This is a genomic window from Micromonospora sp. D93 (assembly GCF_018070365.1).
In the GTDB taxonomy this organism is placed as follows: Bacteria; Actinomycetota; Actinomycetes; order Mycobacteriales; family Micromonosporaceae; genus Micromonospora; species Micromonospora ureilytica.
This window is the reverse complement of record NZ_JAGPXW010000001.1, coordinates 1-18,960: the sequence shown is the minus strand read 5'-3', so window position 1 is coordinate 18,960 and position 18,960 is coordinate 1. Positions and strand designations below refer to the sequence as shown.

At 69.4% G+C, this 18,960-nt stretch carries 16 protein-coding genes; 5 read left to right on the top strand and 11 right to left on the bottom strand.

The genetic code is table 11. The annotated features are described in order from the left end of the window. Window positions 1–710: 710 nt before the first annotated feature. Window positions 711–1,265 (top strand): hypothetical protein, encoded by a 555-nt coding sequence (locus KBX71_RS00080; RefSeq protein ID WP_210815762.1) that lies wholly within the window; start codon window positions 711–713, stop codon window positions 1,263–1,265. Window positions 1,266–1,682: 417 nt separating this feature from the next. On the opposite strand, the gene KBX71_RS00075 is transcribed toward KBX71_RS00080, so the two are convergent. Further along, window positions 1,683–2,522, bottom strand: a complete 840-nt coding sequence (locus KBX71_RS00075) for a DUF4081 domain-containing GNAT family N-acetyltransferase (protein ID WP_210815761.1) — start codon at window positions 2,520–2,522, stop codon at window positions 1,683–1,685. Continuing rightward, window positions 2,452–3,792, bottom strand: coding sequence for an MFS transporter (locus tag KBX71_RS00070; protein WP_210815760.1), 1,341 nt, complete (start codon window positions 3,790–3,792; stop codon window positions 2,452–2,454). Before KBX71_RS00070 ends, KBX71_RS00075 begins: the two co-directional genes overlap by 71 nt. Window positions 3,793–3,904: 112 nt before the next feature. Here KBX71_RS00070 and KBX71_RS00065 point away from each other — a divergent pair, with 112 nt between their 5' ends. Next, window positions 3,905–4,498: a PadR family transcriptional regulator gene (locus KBX71_RS00065; RefSeq protein WP_124821820.1), complete on the top strand. Its 594-nt coding sequence runs from the start codon at window positions 3,905–3,907 to the stop codon at window positions 4,496–4,498. Between the two features lie 116 nt (window positions 4,499–4,614). Here KBX71_RS00065 and ispG read toward each other — a convergent pair whose 3' ends face one another. From ispG to KBX71_RS00030, 7 genes are all read right to left on the bottom strand, one after another. Beyond that, window positions 4,615–5,787 (bottom strand): flavodoxin-dependent (E)-4-hydroxy-3-methylbut-2-enyl-diphosphate synthase, encoded by a 1,173-nt coding sequence (ispG, locus tag KBX71_RS00060; RefSeq protein WP_210815759.1) that lies wholly within the window; start codon window positions 5,785–5,787, stop codon window positions 4,615–4,617. 9 nt (window positions 5,788–5,796) lie between these two features. After that, complete coding sequence (locus KBX71_RS00055; RefSeq protein ID WP_210815758.1) at window positions 5,797–7,047, bottom strand: RIP metalloprotease; 1,251 nt, start codon at window positions 7,045–7,047, stop codon at window positions 5,797–5,799. Then, on the bottom strand, window positions 7,047–8,258 hold the full coding sequence (dxr, locus tag KBX71_RS00050) for a 1-deoxy-D-xylulose-5-phosphate reductoisomerase (RefSeq protein ID WP_210815757.1): 1,212 nt from the start codon (window positions 8,256–8,258) through the stop codon (window positions 7,047–7,049). Before dxr ends, KBX71_RS00055 begins: the two co-directional genes overlap by 1 nt. A 43-nt stretch (window positions 8,259–8,301) precedes the next feature. Next, a complete protein-coding gene (locus tag KBX71_RS00045; RefSeq protein ID WP_210815754.1) occupies window positions 8,302–8,949 on the bottom strand; it encodes a Uma2 family endonuclease in 648 nt (215 codons plus the stop codon). 228 nt (window positions 8,950–9,177) lie between these two features. Further along, window positions 9,178–11,154 carry a hypothetical protein gene (locus KBX71_RS00040; RefSeq protein WP_210815752.1) on the bottom strand — a complete coding sequence of 659 codons (1,977 nt, stop codon included), beginning with the start codon at window positions 11,152–11,154 and terminating at the stop codon, window positions 9,178–9,180. A 123-nt stretch (window positions 11,155–11,277) separates the two neighbouring features. After that, window positions 11,278–11,475, bottom strand: coding sequence for a DUF397 domain-containing protein (locus tag KBX71_RS00035; RefSeq protein ID WP_210815750.1), 198 nt, complete (start codon window positions 11,473–11,475; stop codon window positions 11,278–11,280). Then, window positions 11,465–12,346 carry a helix-turn-helix transcriptional regulator gene (locus KBX71_RS00030; RefSeq protein ID WP_210815748.1) on the bottom strand — a complete coding sequence of 294 codons (882 nt, stop codon included), beginning with the start codon at window positions 12,344–12,346 and terminating at the stop codon, window positions 11,465–11,467. The genes KBX71_RS00035 and KBX71_RS00030 overlap by 11 nt, the downstream gene beginning before the upstream one ends. A 213-nt stretch (window positions 12,347–12,559) precedes the next feature. On the opposite strand from KBX71_RS00030, the gene KBX71_RS00025 reads away from it, so the two are divergent. Both KBX71_RS00025 and KBX71_RS00020 read left to right on the top strand, forming a co-directional pair. Continuing rightward, window positions 12,560–12,799 (top strand): hypothetical protein, encoded by a 240-nt coding sequence (locus KBX71_RS00025; RefSeq protein ID WP_210815746.1) that lies wholly within the window; start codon window positions 12,560–12,562, stop codon window positions 12,797–12,799. After that, window positions 12,796–13,113 (top strand): hypothetical protein, encoded by a 318-nt coding sequence (locus KBX71_RS00020; RefSeq protein ID WP_247682695.1) that lies wholly within the window; start codon window positions 12,796–12,798, stop codon window positions 13,111–13,113. The genes KBX71_RS00025 and KBX71_RS00020 overlap by 4 nt, the downstream gene beginning before the upstream one ends. Here the strand turns inward: KBX71_RS00020 and KBX71_RS00015 are convergent. Together KBX71_RS00015 and KBX71_RS00010 are read right to left on the bottom strand one after the other, a co-directional pair. Beyond that, complete coding sequence (locus tag KBX71_RS00015) at window positions 13,103–17,068, bottom strand: CARDB domain-containing protein (protein WP_210815744.1); 3,966 nt, start codon at window positions 17,066–17,068, stop codon at window positions 13,103–13,105. The two genes, KBX71_RS00020 and KBX71_RS00015, sit on opposite strands and share 11 nt — an antisense overlap. A 448-nt stretch (window positions 17,069–17,516) precedes the next feature. After that, window positions 17,517–18,068: a GNAT family N-acetyltransferase gene (locus tag KBX71_RS00010; protein ID WP_210815739.1), complete on the bottom strand. Its 552-nt coding sequence runs from the start codon at window positions 18,066–18,068 to the stop codon at window positions 17,517–17,519. A gap of 51 nt (window positions 18,069–18,119) precedes the next feature. Here KBX71_RS00010 and KBX71_RS00005 point away from each other — a divergent pair. Beyond that, a partial coding sequence (locus tag KBX71_RS00005; protein ID WP_210815738.1) for a YhjD/YihY/BrkB family envelope integrity protein occupies window positions 18,120–18,960 on the top strand: 841 nt, incomplete at its 3' end.

Sequence of the window (18,960 nt, the reverse complement as noted above, 5' to 3'; positions counted from 1 at the left end):
CGACCGTCGGGCGTTTTGTCCGATCGGCGGGGTTCTACGACGTCGCGCCGCTATCCGACGTCTTGATCGACTCGGGTTTCATGAAGTCGGGGTGTCCGGGTGTCCGGGACACCGCGACTTCGGTGAACCCGAGTAGATCATGCGGGAGTGGGGCGATTCGCGGCGCCGCGCAGGTCCGGTGTGGGTGGGTGTTTTGTTCGGTGGTGGGTGTTTGTGGGGAGTGACCGGTCGCACCCGTTGGGTCGGAATCATGGCCGGGCCGGGGTCGTTACATACCCTGACGATCGCAGCACCACCGACCCGCCGCCCGATCCCTGAGGGTGAGTCGCGCAGGCTGGAATGCCAGCCTCCACCCGGCCGTTACAGTCCCCGCGTACGGCCGCAGGCACCGCCTTCACGAGGGTGCCGGCAGGTGGGCCCCTCCGGAACGACCTCAGGCCCCCGGTCGTTGCGGTCCCCACGAACGAGCACCGGGCGCCGCCGCGATGCGGGTGCCAACGGATGGGCCAACCCCCGGAATGACCCCCGGCCCCCGGTCGTTACACCTGAACCCGGCGCCACGAGCCCCCCGCCCGTAGGCCGCCGACCCCGACGCCCCGTAGGCGTCACCCCCCAAAGACTTTTTGTGCAGCGCCGGACGAGGTGCTCACACCCTGCCGCCGCCCCCCTTTGGCGGTCGGGGTGTCCTACCCCCGAAGGAGCTACCCCTCATGAACACGATCTTCCGTAAGAGCATGCTGTCCGTTGCCGGTCTCGCGTTCGCCGGCGGTGTCTTCGCCGGCCCGATCGCCGCCCACGCCAACCCCGTGGACACCAAGCCCGCCGCCGTAGCCGTCCAGGCGCCGAAGCCGCAGGGCGACCAGTCCCACATCACCCTCAACGACGAGCAGACCACCAACGTCAAGGCCATCATCGCCGCCACGAAGAAGGCCGGCCTGCCCGAGCGGGCCGCGGTCATCTCCATCGCCACCAGCCTGCAGGAGTCGAAGCTGGAGAACCTGGGCCACCTCGGCGACATCAACGACCACGACTCGCTGGGCCTGTTCCAGCAGCGCCCGTCCAGCGGCTGGGGCACCCCGGAGCAGATCACCGACCCCGCCTACTCGACGACCGCGTTCCTGAAGGGCCTCAAGCAGGTCGACGGCTGGCAGGACATGCCCCTGACCCAGGCCGCGCAGACCGTCCAGGTCTCCGCCTACCCGGACGCCTACGCCCAGTGGGAGCAGCAGGCCACCGACCTCGTCACCCAGCACTGGAACAGCTGACCCGCGAACCCGCACCCCAGCACCCCAGCACCACAGCACCCCAGCACCACAGCACGCCAGCACCACCGCACGCCAGCACGCCAGCACCACCGCACCACCGCACCACCGCACCACCCGCACGACCGCACGACACCGACCGCTGGCCGGCACCCGCAACCCGGGGGTGCCGGCCAGCGGCCTTCTGCTGTCGCCGGCCACCATCCACCGGCCGCCGTTCACCGGCCCCCCGCCCGCCGGCCACCCCCCGCCCGCCGGACCCCGCCAGCCGGCGGCCGCCGGCCGCCGGCGGAGGCGGATGATGTCGACCGGCCGGATTCGCCCGCAGATCTTGGACACTTTCCGTTCTGCGCGAACGGAAAGTGTCCAAGATCTGCGGGGATACACCAGCCAGCCACGGGCCGTCCCGCAGCCAACCCGTCAGAAGAGGACAGTGGCCAGGGTGCCGATCGGCTGGAAGCCGCAGCGTTCGTAGACGCGGCGGGCCGGGAGGTTGAAGTCGTTGACGTACAGGCTGACGGTGGGGGCGACCCGCAGCAGCGCGTCGCGGACCACGGCTGCCATGGCGGCGGTGGCGATCCCTCGGCCTCGCCACTCCGGTGCCACCCAGACGCCCTGGATCTGTGCGGTCCGTTTGGTCACCACGGCCAGTTCGGCCTTGAACACGACCTTGCCGTCGACGATGCGGGCGTACGCGCGACCGGTCCGAACCAGGTCGTTGACTCGCCGGCGGTAGCTGCGGCCGCCGTCCTCGGCGAGCGGGGAGACGCCGACCTCTTCGGTGTACATGGCGACCGCCGCCGGGAAGAGCCGGTCGACCTCGCCGGAGCGGACCTGGCGTACTTCCGGGTCGGCGGGTACGGGTGGCAGCGTGTCGGTGACGAGCAGTGGCTGATTGGGGCGGACGTCTCGCGCTGGCCCCCACGTGTCGGAGAGTCGGTCCCACAGCCCGAGGACGGCATCGGCCCGGCCGACGATGGAGGAGCAGAGCCGTTCCTCGCCCGCGAGCAGGTCGGCGAAGGCGGCCACCGCTGCATCGCTGGCCAGCACCGGGGTCAGGTTGCCGCCGAGCCAGCAGAGTGATTCGAGGTTGCGGCGGGCCCCGTACCCCAGGATTCTGCCCTCGGCCCGCCACCAGGAGAGCCCGCGCGCGGCGATCCGCTCGGCGACCTGCGCGCCCGCGAACGGGTCATGGTCGAGCAGTCGCTCGACCGCGCGGCGCTCCGATTCCCCCAGTTGGCGTACCGGCACCGTCAGCACGACTATCAGCCTGCCAGATCGACCCCCCGCTCCGCCGGTCGAGTGCCGAGGCCGGCCCTGGTTCTGCGGGTCCACTGATCGGCCGGGTCCGCACGGCCCACCGGACGACCGGGGGCACCATGGCCCCGAGCAGGAGAAACAGGGCGCCGAGCACAAGCCAGCCCGGTACGCCCCAGCCGAGCGCGAGGGTGGTCACCACCACTGGTGCGAGCATCTTGCCCAGTTCGTAGCCCATGCCGTACGCCCCCTGGTACTGCCCCTGGGCGTCCGCCGGTGCCAGCCCGAAGGAGATCCCCCAGCCGGCGGCGGAGTGCCACAGCTCCCCGGTGACGTGCGCTACCGCCCCGAGGCCGAGCAGGCCCACCGCGCCGGCGGTGGGCAGGGCGCCGCTGGCGGCGAAGAGTACGCAGGCGAGCGCGATTGCCACGCCCGCTCGACGGGCGGCGCGGGCGGCTCCCGGCACTGTGGCGGCGGTACGCGCGGCGCGTACCTGAAGGAGCACCACCAGCACGGTGTTGACGAGCGTCAACGCGGAGATCATCCAGACTGGCGCTCGGGTGTGGCCGGCGATCCACAGCGGCAGGGCGATGGTGAGCAGGCTGAAGTGCATCGACATCAGCCCGTCGACCAGTGTGAAGGCGAGGAACGGGCGGTCCCGCAGGGCGACCAGCCGAGGGCCGCGCGGCGGGGCGGCGACCGGAGCGATCCTGGGCAGTCGGAGGAAGATGACCGCCGCGGCCAGTGACGTCGCCGCCGAGGCCAGGATCAGCGCGACGTACCCGGTTCGGGTGTCGGCGGCGATGGCGAAGCCGCCGAGGACGGCGCCGAGGGAGATCCCGACGTTGGTGGTGGCTCGCAGGTAGGCGCGGGTGCGGACCCGTTCGTCGGCCGGGATCGCGCCGGCGATCAGCGCGCCGCGGGCGCCGCGCTCGACCGCGTCGGCGAGTGCGGTGACCGCTCCGACCAGGACGAACGTGGGGAAAGACCGGACGGCGATCAGGCCGATGGTCAGGGTGCCGGCGGCGAACAGCGCGCCGACCTGCACGCCGCGTGGACCGACGCGGTCGGCCAGGTAGCCGCTCGGTGTGCTGGCCAGGACGCCGACCAGAGCCGAGATGGTCAGCCCGATGCCCACCTGGGTTGCCGACAGGCCGACCGACCGGGTGAGGAAGAGCGCGCTGGCGACGAGCCAGAGGCCCCGCCCGACGGTCTTGACCAGGGTGCCGAGGGTGAGGACCCGGGACGGACCCGGTGGAGGAAGCAGGCGCATGACCGACACCCTAGCAAGACGTACGTACGGTTTGGGAAACTGAGGGTTGTCGCCGATGCATTGCCGATATATCGTTGATGCATCAGCGATAGTCCTAAGAGAGGAAGAACCCATGAGGTTCCACCGACAGCACCACCCGATGCACGAGGGCCGGATGCGGGGGTTCGGCTTCCCGCCGGTCCCGCCCGGTCCGCACGGTCATGGCCACGAGCACGGACACGGCGGCCCCTGGGGCGGCCGAGGCCGTGGACGGGGTCGGGGCCGACGCCCCAACGTCCGAGCCTCCGTGTTGGCCCTGCTCACCGAGCGGCCGATGCACGGCTACGAGATGATCCAGGAGATCGACTCCCGCACCGGCGGTGCGTGGCGGCCGAGCCCCGGCTCGATCTACCCGACCCTTCAGCTACTGGAGGACGAGGGCGTGATCGTCGCCAGCACCGAGGAGTCCGGTGGCGGGCGGAAGCGGTTCACGGTCACCGAGGCCGGTCAGGCGGAGGCCACCGAGGCCGCGCAGACCCCGCCGTGGGCGGACGTCGCCCAGGGCACGGTGAGCAGCTGGCACGACATCCGCGACTCCGGCGCGCAGGCGATGAACGCTCTCCGGCAGGTGATGATGAACGGCACCGACGACCAGCGCGAGCGGGCCGCCCAGGTGCTCGACGAGACCCGACGCAAGCTGTACGCGATCCTCGCCGAATCCGAGTGACACCAGCCCGCACCACCAGCGCCACAGCGCCACCAGCGCCACAGGGCGAAGAAAGACCAGAAACGCACAGCGGCCGTTCCCCGCACGGGGAACGGCCGCTGTCTTCACATGGAAAATCAGTGCACGGTGACGGTCGGGCCGGTGACCAGCCCGCGCAGCTCCTCGGGCAGCTCGGCGCCCATCTCGTCGGCGATCCGCAGCGCCTCCTCGATCAGCGTCTCGACGATCTGCGCCTCGGGCACCGTCTTGACGACCTTGCCCTTGACGAAGATCTGGCCCTTGCCGTTGCCGGAGGCGACACCGAGGTCGGCTTCCCGGGCCTCGCCCGGACCGTTGACCACGCAGCCCATGACGGCGACGCGCAGCGGCACCGGCAGCCCTTCCAGACCGGCGGTGACCTCCTCGGCGAGCTTGTAGACGTCCACCTGGGCCCGCCCACAGGACGGGCACGAGACGATCTCCAGGCCCCGCTCGCGCAGGCCGAGGGACTCCAGGATCTGGTTGCCGACCTTGATCTCCTCGACCGGCGGGGCGGACAGCGACACCCGGATCGTGTCGCCGATCCCCTCTGCCAGCAGCGCACCGAAGGCGACCGCGGACTTGATGGTGCCCTGGAACGCCGGCCCGGCCTCGGTGACGCCGAGGTGCAGCGGGTAGTCGCACTGCTCGGCGAGCTGCCGGTACGCCCGGATCATCACGACCGGGTCGTTGTGCTTGACGGAGATCTTGATGTCGCGGAAGCCGTGCTCCTCGAACAGCGAGCACTCCCACAGCGCCGACTCGACAAGCGCTTCGGCGGTGGCCTTGCCGTACTTGCTCAGCAGGCGCTTGTCCAGTGACCCGGCGTTGACGCCGATCCGGATCGGCGTTCCCGCCGCCCCCGCGGCACGGGCGATCTCCTTGACCTTGTCGTCGAACTGCCGGATGTTGCCCGGGTTGACCCGGACCGCCGCGCAGCCGGCGTCGATCGCGGCGAAGACGTACTTGGGCTGGAAGTGGATGTCGGCGATCACCGGGATCTGCGACTTCTTGGCGATCGCGGGCAGTGCCTCGACGTCGTCCTGGGACGGCACGGCAACCCGGACGATCTGGCAGCCGGACGCGGTCAGCTCGGCGATCTGCTGGAGGGTCGCGTTGATGTCGGAGGTGAGGGTCGTGGTCATCGACTGCACGGACACCGGCGCACCGCCACCGACCGGGACCGAGCCGACCATGATCTGGCGGCTGGCCCGACGGGGGGCGAGCGGCGGGGGCGGCATGGCGGGGATACCGAGACTGATAGCTGTCACTTCAGGCACTCACCTTGAGATAAGCGTGATGGGGTTGACGACATCCGCGGCGATGGTCAGCAGCGTGAACGCGCCACCGATGAGGATCACCGCGTACGTGAAGGGCATCAGTTTGAGGTAGTCCACCCGGCCGGGGTCGGCCCGGCCGATCCGCGCGTAGACCCAGGAACGGGCCCGTTCGAACCAGGCGATGGCGATGTGACCGCCGTCCACCGGGAGCAGCGGCAGCAGGTTGAACACGCCGATGAAGAAGTTCAGCGACACGAAGAGCAGGAAGAAGACCAGCCAGGCGTTGTTCTCCACCGCCTCGCCGCCGAGTCGGCTGGCGCCGACCACGCTGATCGGGGTGTCGATGTCCCGTTCGCCGCCGGTGAGGGCGGTCCACAGGGCGGGCACCTTTTGTGGGAGGCGCTGGAGCGCCTGGGCGGTGCCGACGGCCAGTTGACCGGTGAAGTCGGCGGTGGCGCCGAAGGCGCCGATCGGGCCGTACGTCACGCGGGTGGGCGTGCTGGGGACGAGCCCGACGCCGAGTGCGGCGACCGGCGCGGCGGCGCCCTTGGGGTCGTCCAGCGGCGGACGCTGGGTCTGCGCGAGCACCGTGCTGGTGGTGCCCGGCTGGCCGTCGCGGACGTACGCGATCTGCGCGGTGTCGCCCGGCTTGAGCCCGCGCAGCGTGGTGAGCAGGTCGCCGTAGGAGTTGATCGTGGTGCCGTTGACCGAGGTGATCCGGTCACCGTTCTGCAGTTGCCCCTCGGCGGCCGGGCTGGCCGCGTCGGCGGGGGTGCACGCCCGCACCGCGTTCTCCGGAACCACGCACTGGCTGAGCTGGATGACGGCGGGCTCCTGGCGGGCCTGCGCGTCGGTGGTCGGGAAGTCGGGGTTGGGCAGGCCGGCGGAGACGGCGAGGATCCAGATCGTGACCAGGGCGAGCGCGAAGTGCGTGATCGACCCGGCGGCCATCACGATCGTCCGCTTCCAGACCGGGTAGCGCCACATCACGCGCGACTCGTCGCCCGGCTCGACGTCGTCGTCCTGCGGCGTCATCCCGACGATCTTGCAGAAGCCGCCGAGGGGGATGCCCTTGAGGCCGTACTCCGTCTCACCCCGGCGGAACGACCAGATGGTGGGGCCGAAACCGACGAAGTACTTCGTGACTTTCATCCCGAACGCCTTGGCGGTCAACAGGTGACCCGCCTCGTGCAGGCTCACCGAGATGAGAATGGCCAGGGCGAAGAGGACCACCCCGAGCAGGTACGACATCAAGCTCCTTCCACCGAACCCGCGATGATCTCCTGCGCGTGCGCGCGTGCCCACGACTCGGCCGCGAGCACGTCCTCGACGGTACCTGGTTCGTCGAAGTCCGGAGCCTCCTCCAACACCCGTTCGAGGGTGTCGACGATGCCGAGGAACGGCAGCCGGCCCGCCACGAACGCGGCCACGCACTCCTCGTTCGCCGCGTTGTAGATCGCCGGCCGGCAGCGCCCGGTCTTCCCGGCGGCCTTGGCCAGGGCGACGGCCGGGAACGCCTCGTCGTCGAGCGGCGCGAACTCCCAGGTGTGCGCGGCCGTCCAGTCGACGGCGGTGGCGGCCTCGGGCACCCGGTCCGGCCAGCCGATGCCGAGCGCGATCGGCAGCCGCATGTCTGGTGGGCTGGCCTGGGCGATCGTCGACCCGTCGACGAACTCGACCATCGAGTGGATCACCGACTGCGGATGCACCATCACTGTGATGTCGGCGTAGGGCACGTCGAACAGCTCGTGCGCCTCGATCACCTCCAGGGCCTTGTTGACCATGGTGGCGGAGTTGATCGTGACGACCGGCCCCATGTTCCAGGTCGGGTGCGCGAGGGCCTGCTCGGGTGTGACCTGCGTCAACGCGTCGCGCCGCCGACCCCGGAACGGGCCGCCGCTGGCCGTGACGATCAGCCGCCGCACCTCGCCGCGCGTCCCGGAGCGCAGGCACTGCGCCAGCGCCGAGTGCTCCGAGTCGACCGGGACGATCTGCCCCGGCCGCGTCACCGCGGCCTTCACCAGCGGGCCGCCGGCCACGAGCGACTCCTTGTTGGCCAACGCGAGGGTACGACCACCGCGCAGCGCGGCCAGCGTAGGAGCGAGGCCCAGCGAGCCGACCACCCCGTTGAGCACGATGTCGCACGGCCACTGGGCCAGCTCGGTCATGGCGTCCGGGCCGGCCACGATCTTGGGAAGCTTGAAGTCGCCGGTGGCCCAACCGCGCCGGCTCGCCTCGGCGTAGAACGCGAGTTGCAGGTCCTGCGCGGCGGACGCCTTGGCCACCCCGACCGCCTCGACGCCCAGTTCGAGGGCCTGCGCGGCGAGCAGCTCGACGTTGCCGCCGCCGGCGCCCACGGCGACCACCCGGAACCGGTCCGGGTTGCGCCGGACGATGTCGATGGCCTGGGTGCCGATCGAGCCGGTGGACCCGAGCAGTACAAGGTCGCGGGGGGAAGTCACCCCGCCATTCTTCCCCACCCCCGCTGCACGCCCGCTGGGAGCCTCAGCCGTCGCCCTCCGGCGACGCTTCGGGCAGCGCCTCCTCGCCCAGCAGGTCGGCCGGATCGATGGAGAACTCGAACGGCTCCCGCATGACGAAGCGCGTCCCGGCCGCAGCGGCAGCCACCGGCCGGTACTCCCCCTCGGTCAGCTCGTACAACGCGATGGTGGGCACCCGATTGCGCAGGTCAACCCGGAGGAAGAAGGGCACGCGGGCGGCGGCGTACTCACGCGGGCGATCGATGATGTCCGTGCGCCGGTTTCCGGGCGAGACGATCTCCCCGAGAAGCACTGCGTGCCTGATGTCCATCGTCGTTCGACCGCCGCCGGGAGCGTCGAGAATGACAATGTCCGGGATAAAGAGATCCTGGCCCGAGACGATGTTCGTCTCAAGGTAGAGCCACAGCTTCGCCCGACGGGCTGCCTGCTTGAGGAGATAGGCGAGGCCCAGCTCCGCGTCCTGATGGTCGTACCCGGCATGTGGTGTCACGATCACGCTTCCGCTCAGGACCTCAACCTTGGGGCCGTTGGTCTCCGGCAACAGGTCGAGGGCGAGCTGCGCGGTCCAGGGCTCGTCGTGCCACCGCAGCACGTCGAACGACGGCTCGGTGTGCTGCGGTGCCGGCTCCGGCGCGAACGCTGCCTGGGTCATCCGGGCTCACCCCCTCAGCGGACCATCCTGGTCAGCTGAGCCTAGTCGCGCAGCCCAGACAACAGGCACATCGCACGCGGTGTCCGCCAACAGGCATGCGGAATTCACACTCCACCGACCCGACCCGACCCGACCCGACGACGTGGATAGGCCCGCGCATCGACGGAGATCTTGGACACTTTCCGTTCGGCGCGGACGGAAAGTGTCCAAGATCTGCGCGCCCGTCCCTCAGGTGGACGGAATCATGGGACCTGGGCCGACCGCAATCAGATGGCCCTCGGTGAGGACGACGATCTGGTCGGCAGCGACCGAGACGATCCGGCTGACCGGTTGGGGCAGGGCGACGGACCAGATCGTGTGACCGGTCCCGATCTCCCAGACCCGAAGAGTCCGGTCGGCGCAGCTGGTGGCGACCACCGGAACACCATCGAGGACCGTTGGCCGTATCGCCAAGACCTCGTTCGGATGGGTCAGGGCCGGTCCGGACGGCTCCCCGGTGGCGATGTCGGCGCAGGTGACGGTGTTGTCGACGGCCACGAGCACGACGGAGCCGGACACGTCCAATCCGGTGACGGCCTCGGGTCCGGGCCAGTCCCAGTGCCTCACGGCGGTGCGGTCGGGGCGCTCGGCGAATCGGCCTGGTGGGGTGATCTCGGTCAGGTCGGCGCTCTCGAACCAACGAATCCCGCCGCCTTGGGTGCCGGCTAAGACGACGGTGCGGCCGTGCAGGTCAGCGAGCGCAAGTGAGATCGTCCCGTATGCCTCGGCCAGTTGGAGCGAAGCGTGCAGCGTCAGGGTGGCCGCGTCCCAGACAGCGAGTACACCTTTGTCGTTTGTCGCCGCTATGAGGCCGTTGCGGGTAGCGATCAAACTCGGTCCTGCTGGGCTCAGAGACGACTCGGGCGCGGTGTGGGTATCGCCAGTGTCCGGGTCGACGGTTGTCGGGCCATACTCCGACATGACGACAAGGAGGTCCCGCTCGCCTACGGTGACAACTCCTGGTCGGGGGTACCAGACTGCGGTCCGAAGTGTGATGCTCCGTTCGCCGGCCGGCTCGCCGAACCTCCGCCCATCGGCCGCGTCGATGACCTCGAACGAGCCGCCCTCTTCCACCGCGATGATCGCGGGCCGCCCGTCGATCGTGGCAGGGACGGCGTCTCGGAAGTACGGCCGGTCCTTGTCGTCCTGCGTGAAGGGATCGGTCAACTCAAGGAGGTTGGTCCGCCCGCTCTGCGCCGCGAAGACGAACGTGCTGTGCACCGCGACCATGTCGATGGGATGGGTGAAGTCAGTCCGGATCGTCCCGCGCACCGTGCCGTCCCGCAGGTCCATGATGCGCAGCGCAGCGCCCTCGCCGAGCACCACACAGGCCCCGTCAGCAATGAAGACCAGCGCCTCACGTATGCGTGCCGCGGTGGGAAACCGTGCCACCGGTGCCACCGCGACGGGATCCCAGACGGTCAGTAGGCCATCTTCGGCGACGGTCACCGCCCGCCGCTGACCGTCCAGCACCGCCCAGCCGCCGCCACCCGCCTGCTCGGGCACAGCCACCTCGCCGGTGCGGCACAACCCGTCGAGGTCATGGAAACACAGCGTCTCCGTGAACCTGTCCTCGCCACCGAGGCTCAACACGATCGGAGCGCTGTCGGTGCTGATCGCCACGCGGTTGACATCACCGCTGTGGGCGGCGGTCCTGCCCAGCAGCCGGCCGTCGGCCAGATCCCACTTCAGCAGATATCCGCCCGCGGTGCCGGTGACCGCCACTCCGGCACCGACCCCGAGGCTCCGCAGGGGCCCCGCGCGGAGGGGAATGTCATCCGGATCGGTCGCCAGTAGCAGCCTCCCCGTCACGAGGTCCCACACGAGCAGCCGCTCGTCCTCCAGTGCGACGACTGTCGCACCGTCGAACACGGCTTCCCAGTAGAAGGACTCGCGGCTGCCCTCCAGGCGCAGCCGTTGCGCCTCGCCGCCGGCAAGGGGCATCCGAAAGATGCTGCCGTCGGCCATCGCCCAGGCGTACGTGTCGTCCACGCAAACTGCCCTGATCGAGCTTTCGAGCTGATGCACCTGCCGCAACACCGGGCTCAACGGCTCGCCGGCAGTCCACCGGGGCAGCAGCGCCCCGGGCGCCTCGGCCCGTAGCTGATCGGCACGGGCCGTCTGTCCGCTGCGTAACAGTGCCACCATGCGTTCGAGCCGGTCCACTCCGTACCCTCCGCAGAAATCGCGGGGAGGCTAACCCGGGCCTGCGACAGATCTTGGAGGGAAATGGCCCCTCCCGGGGCCGAATTCTTCCAAGATCTCGGTGAACGAGGTGGCGCGAGCGGCTCAGCGGCGGTTGTTCGACTGCCTTGCGCAGGTTGACGCGATGAAGGCGGTCCAGACCGAGGGGGGGAAGGTCAGCGTCGGCCCCTGCCGGTCTTTGCTGTCGCGTACGCCGACCGCCTCGGCGAACCCCGCCACCTCGACGCAGTTGCCGTCGCCACCGGACCGGGTCGACTTGCGCCAGACTCCGTCACGCACCATCGGTCATCTCCTTCGCTATCGCCACGATCAGCTCACGGGACTCGATCGGGGTCAGCGCCCGCTCCCCAAGTGAACGCCACACATTCTCGTAAACCTCGATCTCGTGGGCCTTGTCAAGGTAGACCGCGCCACAGGGACCGTCCATGTAGATCGTGGTTGGCTCCGGCTCCCGCACGTCAGTCGGGAAGTCGAGCATGGTGAAGGTGCCAGCCGATGCCCAACGGAACAGCCCAGCGGCCAGTGGTAGCACTCGCAGGATGGTGTTGTGCCGCTCGCTCGTCACCACGAGGGCGTCCAGTTGCCGGGTCATCGCCGCTCGGTCGCGCAGCGGCCGACGCAGCACGGATTCGTTCAGGATCACGTCGAGATGCGGGGCACGGGGCACCGCCCGCGCCAGCAATCGCTGCCGACGCAGCCGGATGTCCACCCGAGCCTTGCGCTCTGCCTCACCGAGCTGCGGGTGGTCGGTGGCGATCACCTCGGTCATGTACTCGACCGTCTGCAACAGGCCGGGGACGAGGTTCGCCTCGTAGTGGCGGATGCGGGTGGCGGCGGCTTCCAGGCCGACGTACAGCTTGAACCAGTCCTTGATCGCCTCGCCGTAGCTGTGCCACCAGCCGTGCGCCTTGGTCTCGCGTGCCAGCGCCCGCATCGTCTCGATCGTCTCCGGGGACGCGCCGTAAACCCGGCACATCGCCGCCACGTCGTTCGGGTGCATGGGGACCTGACCGGTCTCGTAGCGCCAGATGCGGGGTGCCGACCATTCCAGTTCCTTGGCCGCCGCAGTAACCGTCACATAGGCATTTTCGGGAAGCTCTCTCAGATATCTGCCGAGTTGCCTCCGTGGGACCGTGCTGCCGGAGTCGTCCACGTCGTCTCCCTGGCTGCCGCTGCGTAAGGGCTCTCGTCCCTTGGTCCGCATTCTGCCGCGAAAGATTGCGTTGGGCCAGCAGTGAAACGACCATCGTGGAAAGTCGGACAACTACTCGGAGCGGTCACTGTCGCGAGCGGTATACCTCAAAGTCATATTTATACCTGTGGGGTATACCGCTCATCGAGAGGTCGCCGCCCAGACGGGAGGACCATGGGCCCTATCGATGATCTACCACTGCCGCCCTACCTGACCGCGGAGGACGTCGTGTTCGCGCTGAGGGCGGTCACCGTGCACGTCCCCGAGCGGCCCGACGGTGAGCGTTGCCGCAAGGACGAGGCAGCACACCCGTGTCGGCTGCACCGCTGGGGTCGTCGCGTCCTGGAGCGGCGCGGCCTGACCGATGAGCAGGTGCAGACGTTGGTGGCTGGAGGAACGGTGGCGTTGCGATGAGCGCGCCACGGTGGATCATCCACCTACCGACCATGCTGACCAGCCTCGACGAGGTCACGGCCCTGGCCGTGGCGCTACGCGACTCGCTCGGCCATCTCAGCGTCATCGACTTCGGCGAGACCACGCTCAGCGAGGAGGACGCGCAGTTTCTGCGTACCCGAGTGTTTTGTGACGCCAACCTCGGCGATGCCGGCCGCTGCCGGCGACCCGACGCCCACGACGGACCCTGCGCGGCGGTGCCCAACACGGAAGTCGGGGTGTCCGCGACATCCGGACACCCCGACTTCACTCACACCGTGTCGGTCAGGGAGTGATGACGAACTGTGAGCCCGGCTGGATGACGATGTTGCCGTCGGCCGAGTTGGTGATTGTCACGTTGGTCAGGTTGGCGTTGCCGCGCGCGCCGCTCATCGCGAGGATGCCGGCACCGTTGTTGGACTTGTCGATCCGCACGTTGGTGATCGCGAGGTTCGGTATGTTGCCACCACCGTTCTTGAACTGAATTCCGTCGTACGTGGAGTCGATGATGTCGGTGTCCCGGATCGTGACCCCGACGATGTCCCTGGTGGCCGGGAAGATCGTGATGGCACCGAACTCCTGGTCCTCGTTCCAGAATGCGCCACCGGTGCGGTAGAGCCCGTTGTTGGCGATCAGCGTCGTGCCGGAGAACGGCAGCGGGTCGTGGTCGGTCGCCAGCATGATGCCCGGGTAGTTGGCGGTGTCGTAGATCAGGTTGTTCTCGATCGAGTTGTCGTAGCCGCCGTAGATGGCGATGCCGTTGGCCCGCCAGGGCAGCTGGATGGTGTTGTTGACGAAGTGGTTGTCGTGCGCGATGTCGACGCTGCGGTCCTTGACGTACGGGTTGGCCCAGACGGCGAGCGCGTCGTCACCTGTGGTGCGGAAGGACGAGTTGAACACCCGCGAGTTACGCGTGCCGTTGCTGAAGTTGATGCCGTCGGCGTACGTGTTGCGGATCCGCATGCCGCTGAAGTCCAGCCCGTCGGCCGGCCCCCACAGGTCGGGGATGTTGTCGTAGTCGCGGCCCACCCAGACGCCCACGTTGGCGTGCTCGATCCAGACGTTGCTGATCTTCGTGCCGGTGCCGAAGCGCCCGTTCAGGCCGACGCCGCCCTCGCCGTTGCCGTCACCGCCGCGAATCCGGCCCGAGCCGAAGATCGCGATGTCGGAGATCTGGGTGTTCTTGTCGATGTCGAAGCCGAAGTTGCCCTCGTGCGGGTGGTTGATGCCGCCCACCACGTTCTGCGGCTCGGTCAGCGTGTAGAGCTGCGAGTGCCACATGCCGGCGCCCCGGATCGTGACGTTGCTGATGCCCACCTGGTTGTGCGTACCCCGGTTCAGCGGGTCGTCGGTCAGGATCTTCTGCTCCTGCCGCCACTGCCCGGCGGGAATCCAGACGCAGCTGATGACGCCGTTCTGGTCGTCGGTCACCGCCCGCTGGATGGCTGCGGTGTCGTCGAGCCCGTCGTTCGGGACCGCACCGTACGACGTGATGGAGGTGCAGCCGGCCGGCTGGCTCGCCGCCGGCGCCACCTGCTCCAGATCGATAGTGTCGATGACGTAGAAGGAGGCGGTGTCACCCGAGTCGCGCTGCAACTTGAACCGGGTGCCGGCCGGGTACGACTGCGCCAGCAGCGCGTTCGACTCGTCGAAGAGCCGTCGGGCGTCGGCCTGCGGGGTGTTGGTCAGCGCCTCCGGCCCGTCGGTGTTGCCGTAGAGCCAGCTGTGCTTCGACGACAGGGTCAACTTCCGGGAGAAGACGTCGTTGACGTAGAGGCTGATGGTCGCCTCGATGCCGCCACCACCCGCTGCGTCCGGGATGGAGTTGCGCACCACTATGGAGTTGGCCTGGTTGGCCGAGGTGAACTCGACGAACTGGCCGGTGCTGGTGAGCCGTACCGACTTGCGACCCGAGGACTCGCTGGCGAAGTTGGTGTGCCCGAAGGTGCGCAGCGGGTCGGCCTCCAGCAGCGTGCCCTGGTAACGACCGGCCTCGGCCTCGTAGGAGACGTACGGGACGGCGGCCCCCCGGCCGACCACTATCGACTGGCTGAACGCGTTGTTCGTCTCGTTGGTCTCGGTGACGACGTTTGTGGCGTCGGCGGTCGCCGTGATGGTGGCGCCGCCGCTGGTGGCGGTCCAGCTGCCGCTGACGGCTACGGTGACCGTCGCGCCGGCGGCGATCGAGGCGGTGTTGGTGTTGAGCGTGGTGCTGCCCGCCACCAGCCGGGTGACGGTGGTCGCGCCGGTCGCGGCGGTGCCCCGGTTGCGAACCGCCACGGTGAAGGTGACGGACGCCCCGACGGCCGGGTTCGGCGGGTTCGAGGCGATGCTGAGCACCTGGAGGTCGGGGCCCGGCGCCTGCGCCACCACCAGCGGCGACGCCGCCGTGACGCTGTTGTTGCCGTTGTTCTGCTCGACGATCGTGTTCGCCGGATCGACCACCGCCGAGACGGCGTAGCTGCCCATCGGCCGCGTACCAGCGTTGAACGACACGGTGGTCGACGCGCCCGCGGCGAGCGCGCCCACCGAGGCGCTGCCGGCGACCGCGCCGGCCAGGCTGAAGTTGACGGTGGTGGCACCGGCGGACGCCGAGCCGATGTTCTGCACCACGGCCGAGAGCGTGACCGGCGAGACCTCGCTGGGCGACGTGGGCGACCAGCTCACCGAGCTGACCACCAGGTCCGGGTTGGGCGCCGGGGTGCCGCACACCTCGAACTCGGCGACCTGGCCGGACGGGGCACCGGTGTTACCGGTGAACCGCAACTGCACGTCCGCGGTGGTCGCGCTGACCGGGATGGTCACCACGTTGGTGCCCTGGGTGAACTGGTAGGCCGCCGCCGACACCAGACTGGTGTACGAGGACGACGCCTGGTCGCGACCGAGGACCTGGATGGTCTGGGTCCGGGTGCCCCACGACGAATCCGGGTTGAGCTTCACTGTGACACCGGAGATGGAGTGGTTCGCGCCCAGCGCCACTGTCAGGTTCTGCGGGTAGCTCGCCGCACCCTCCCAGTAGCTGCTGAGCTGCCCGTCGTTCGCCTTGTCCGGGGTGAAGCTGAAGGTGGAGCCGCTCGCCGTCATGCTCTTGCCCTGGGCCACGTTGGTGCAGGCGGGCGGGTTGCTGCCGGTCCGGGTGACGGTGTTGCTGTTGCCGGACAGGTTGCCGGCGCCGTCGCGGGCGCGGACGTAGTACGACACGGTCGCCGTCGCCGCCTGGGTGTCCTGATAGGTGAGGACGGTGCCCAGCGTCGCGATGAGGCTGCCGCCCCGGTAGACGTTGTAGCCGGCCAGCCCGCTGCCGCCGGAGTCGGTGGAGGCTCCCCAGGTGAGCGTGACCGTGCTGCCCGAGGTGCTGTGCGACAGCGTCCCCGGGGTGCTCGGCGCGGTGGTGTCACCACTGCCGGTACGGGTGACCGTGTTGCTGTTGCCGGAGAGGTTGCCGGCGGCGTCGCGGGCCCGGACGTAGTAGGACACGGTCGCCGTGGCCGGCTGCGTGTCGTTGAACGTGGTCACGTTGCCGACGGACTGGAGGAACGCGCCGTTGCGGTAGACGTCGTAGCCGGCGACGCCGCTGCCGCCCGCGTTGTCGGTCGACGCGACCCAGTTGAGGCTGATGGTGGTGCCCGACTGGGTGTACGAGAGGTTGCCCGGAACGCTCGGCGCCGTGGTGTCGGGGGTGGTGCCGCCGCTGCCGTACACCTCAAGCTCGGAGAGCTGCCCGGCCGGCCAGCCGCTGTTGGCGGTGATGGTGATCCGGACGTAGCGGGTGGAGGTGGCGCTGAAGTTGATCGTGGCGGTGCTGCCGCTCGCCGGGTTGAAGGTGTACGTCTGTGACCCGACCAGATCGGTGAAGGACGAACCGTTGGTGCTGCCCCGCACGCTCAATGTCTGCGTCCGGGTCCCCCAACCGGAGGTCGGCAGCTTCAGCACGACCTGGTTGACGCTCTGCGACGAGCCGAGATCGACCTGCACCCACTGCGGGAACGAGTTGTTGACGCTCTCCCAGTAGCTGCCCGCGTTGCCGTCGACGACCTTCGACGAGTCGTAGACGTCGGCGTGGCCGCTCTCCTGGGTGGGGCGGCCCTGCGCGAGGTTGGTGGCCGCCGCAGCGAAGTCGGCGGCCGGTGCGGCTGCCGCGTCGGCGGGACGGGCGGCGGCCGGGTTCGCGACGGCGGTCGCCCCGGCCGTGGCGATCAGCGCGGCGGCGGCCGTGGCCGCCACCATCCTGAACAGATTCGTTCGTCTCATCACTGTCCTTGTCGTCGGGGGACGGTTGCCGCGGTGGCGTGACCACGGGGTGGGGGTGCGGCGGTGCAGCGCCGGCCGATGCGGGAGGGCCGGTGTGGCGCGAGACGGGGTGGCGCGGGCGGCGCGGGGGCACCGCTCGTCCTGGAAACACCTGATGGGTACGACCATCAACGGACCTCCCCAGGAGGCCCGTTGAATCTTCCGGGAGCATGCACAGAACCGTGCACACGTTTGTCAAAATCTTGCGTTACTTTGGCCAAAGGTTACTGACGTGCTAAGAGAGCGTCAACACTTCGACCACCGTGACTATTGACGGACTTGTCTGCCCTGACGGCTGCCACAGCTGCTGAGCTGCCCACAACTTCGGGGAAGGTGCGGCATCCCGACGACCGGAGGCCACACCTTCCCCGAAGTTGCGCGGATCTTGCGTCAGTTCGTACGGGAACGATCAAGCATCTGGTGCCGTCAGCGCGAAGGTCTCCAGCAACTCCCCGCCGTACCAGTCGGTGCGCTGACCGACATGGGTCATGCCCAGCCTCCGGGCGACCGCCATCGACGGCTCGTTGCTCGGCGAGACGACCGCGTAGATCTTCCGGGTACCGGCGGCGAACTCCCGGGCTACCGCCGCGCGGGCCGCCTCGGTGGCGTAGCCGTGACCCCACGCGTCCGGGTGCAGGTGCCAGCCCACCTCGATGTCGTCGGTCCGGCGCGACTCGTCGCGCCCCGGCAGCGGCTTGAGCAACAGAGTGCCCACCACCTGACCAGTCTCGCGTACCTCTATCGCCCAGGTTCCGTACCGACCGCCGTCGGCGGCGTGCCGCTCCTGCCAGATCCCCAGCCGCTCGACGGCCTGGGCCGGGTCGGTCATCGGCAGACCCGACGCCACGCCCAGATATCGGCTGATCTCGGGACGCGAGTAGATGTCGTAGATCCGGACCAGATCGGCCGGATCATCGGTCCAATCGCGCAGGATCAGGCGTTCGGTGGTGAGAACAGTCATGACCGGCGATCTTAAGGAGTGACGGCGCCGACGACAGGGAAGGAGGACCCGATGGGCAACGGATGGCAGCGCGCGAAACGGATCACCAGCGCCGCGTTCCGTCCGGTGCGCGGACGAGACCTGTCGCTGCACGCCGCCGCTATCACCTTCTACGGGGCGATCGCCGTGGTGCCGGTCGCGCTGCTGGCGATCTGGCTCACCGCACTGGTGGCCGGGGCCGACCGGGTACGCCGGCTCACCTCGTACGCCGTCGAGGCCCTGCCCACCGCCATCGGCGCGCCCCGGGCGGTGGACGCGCTCGTCGACGCCGGGGTGGAGTTGACCCCGCTGCTGGCGCTGGCCTCCCTGCTGCCCGCCTCCCTGTACGGCGAGGGCCTGCGCCGGGCGTTCGTCTCGGTGGCCGCGCCCCGCACCGACGAGCACCTGGTCGGCTGGCGGGGGCGGCTCCTGCTGCTGCCACTGCTCGCGCCGGCCCCCGCACTGCTGCTGTCGATCCTGCTGGCGCTCCCGCTCACCACCCGCCTCGTACGCCAGGGTGGTTGGCTCGGTGTGCTCGGCGTGGTGCTGTCGTTCCTCGCGGTCTGGCTGGTGCTCACGCCGGTGCTGGTGTGGGTGTTCCGGGTCGTCGGGCCGGCCTCACCGGACTGGCTCTCCACCCTCGGGGTCGGGTCGTTCACCGCGGCGAACCTCTCCGGGTTCCTGCACGGCTTCGTGCTCTTCGCCTCGCTCCCGCTGGACCTGGGAGTGCCCTTCGGCGGCTTCGACGAGATCGGCGCCGGCGTGGCCGTACTCCTCTGGCTCTACCTGTTCCACGTGATCGTGCTGGCCGGCTACTCCGCCACCCTGGCCCTCTCCCGCTGGCGCACCACCCGCCGCACCCCCACCCCCATCC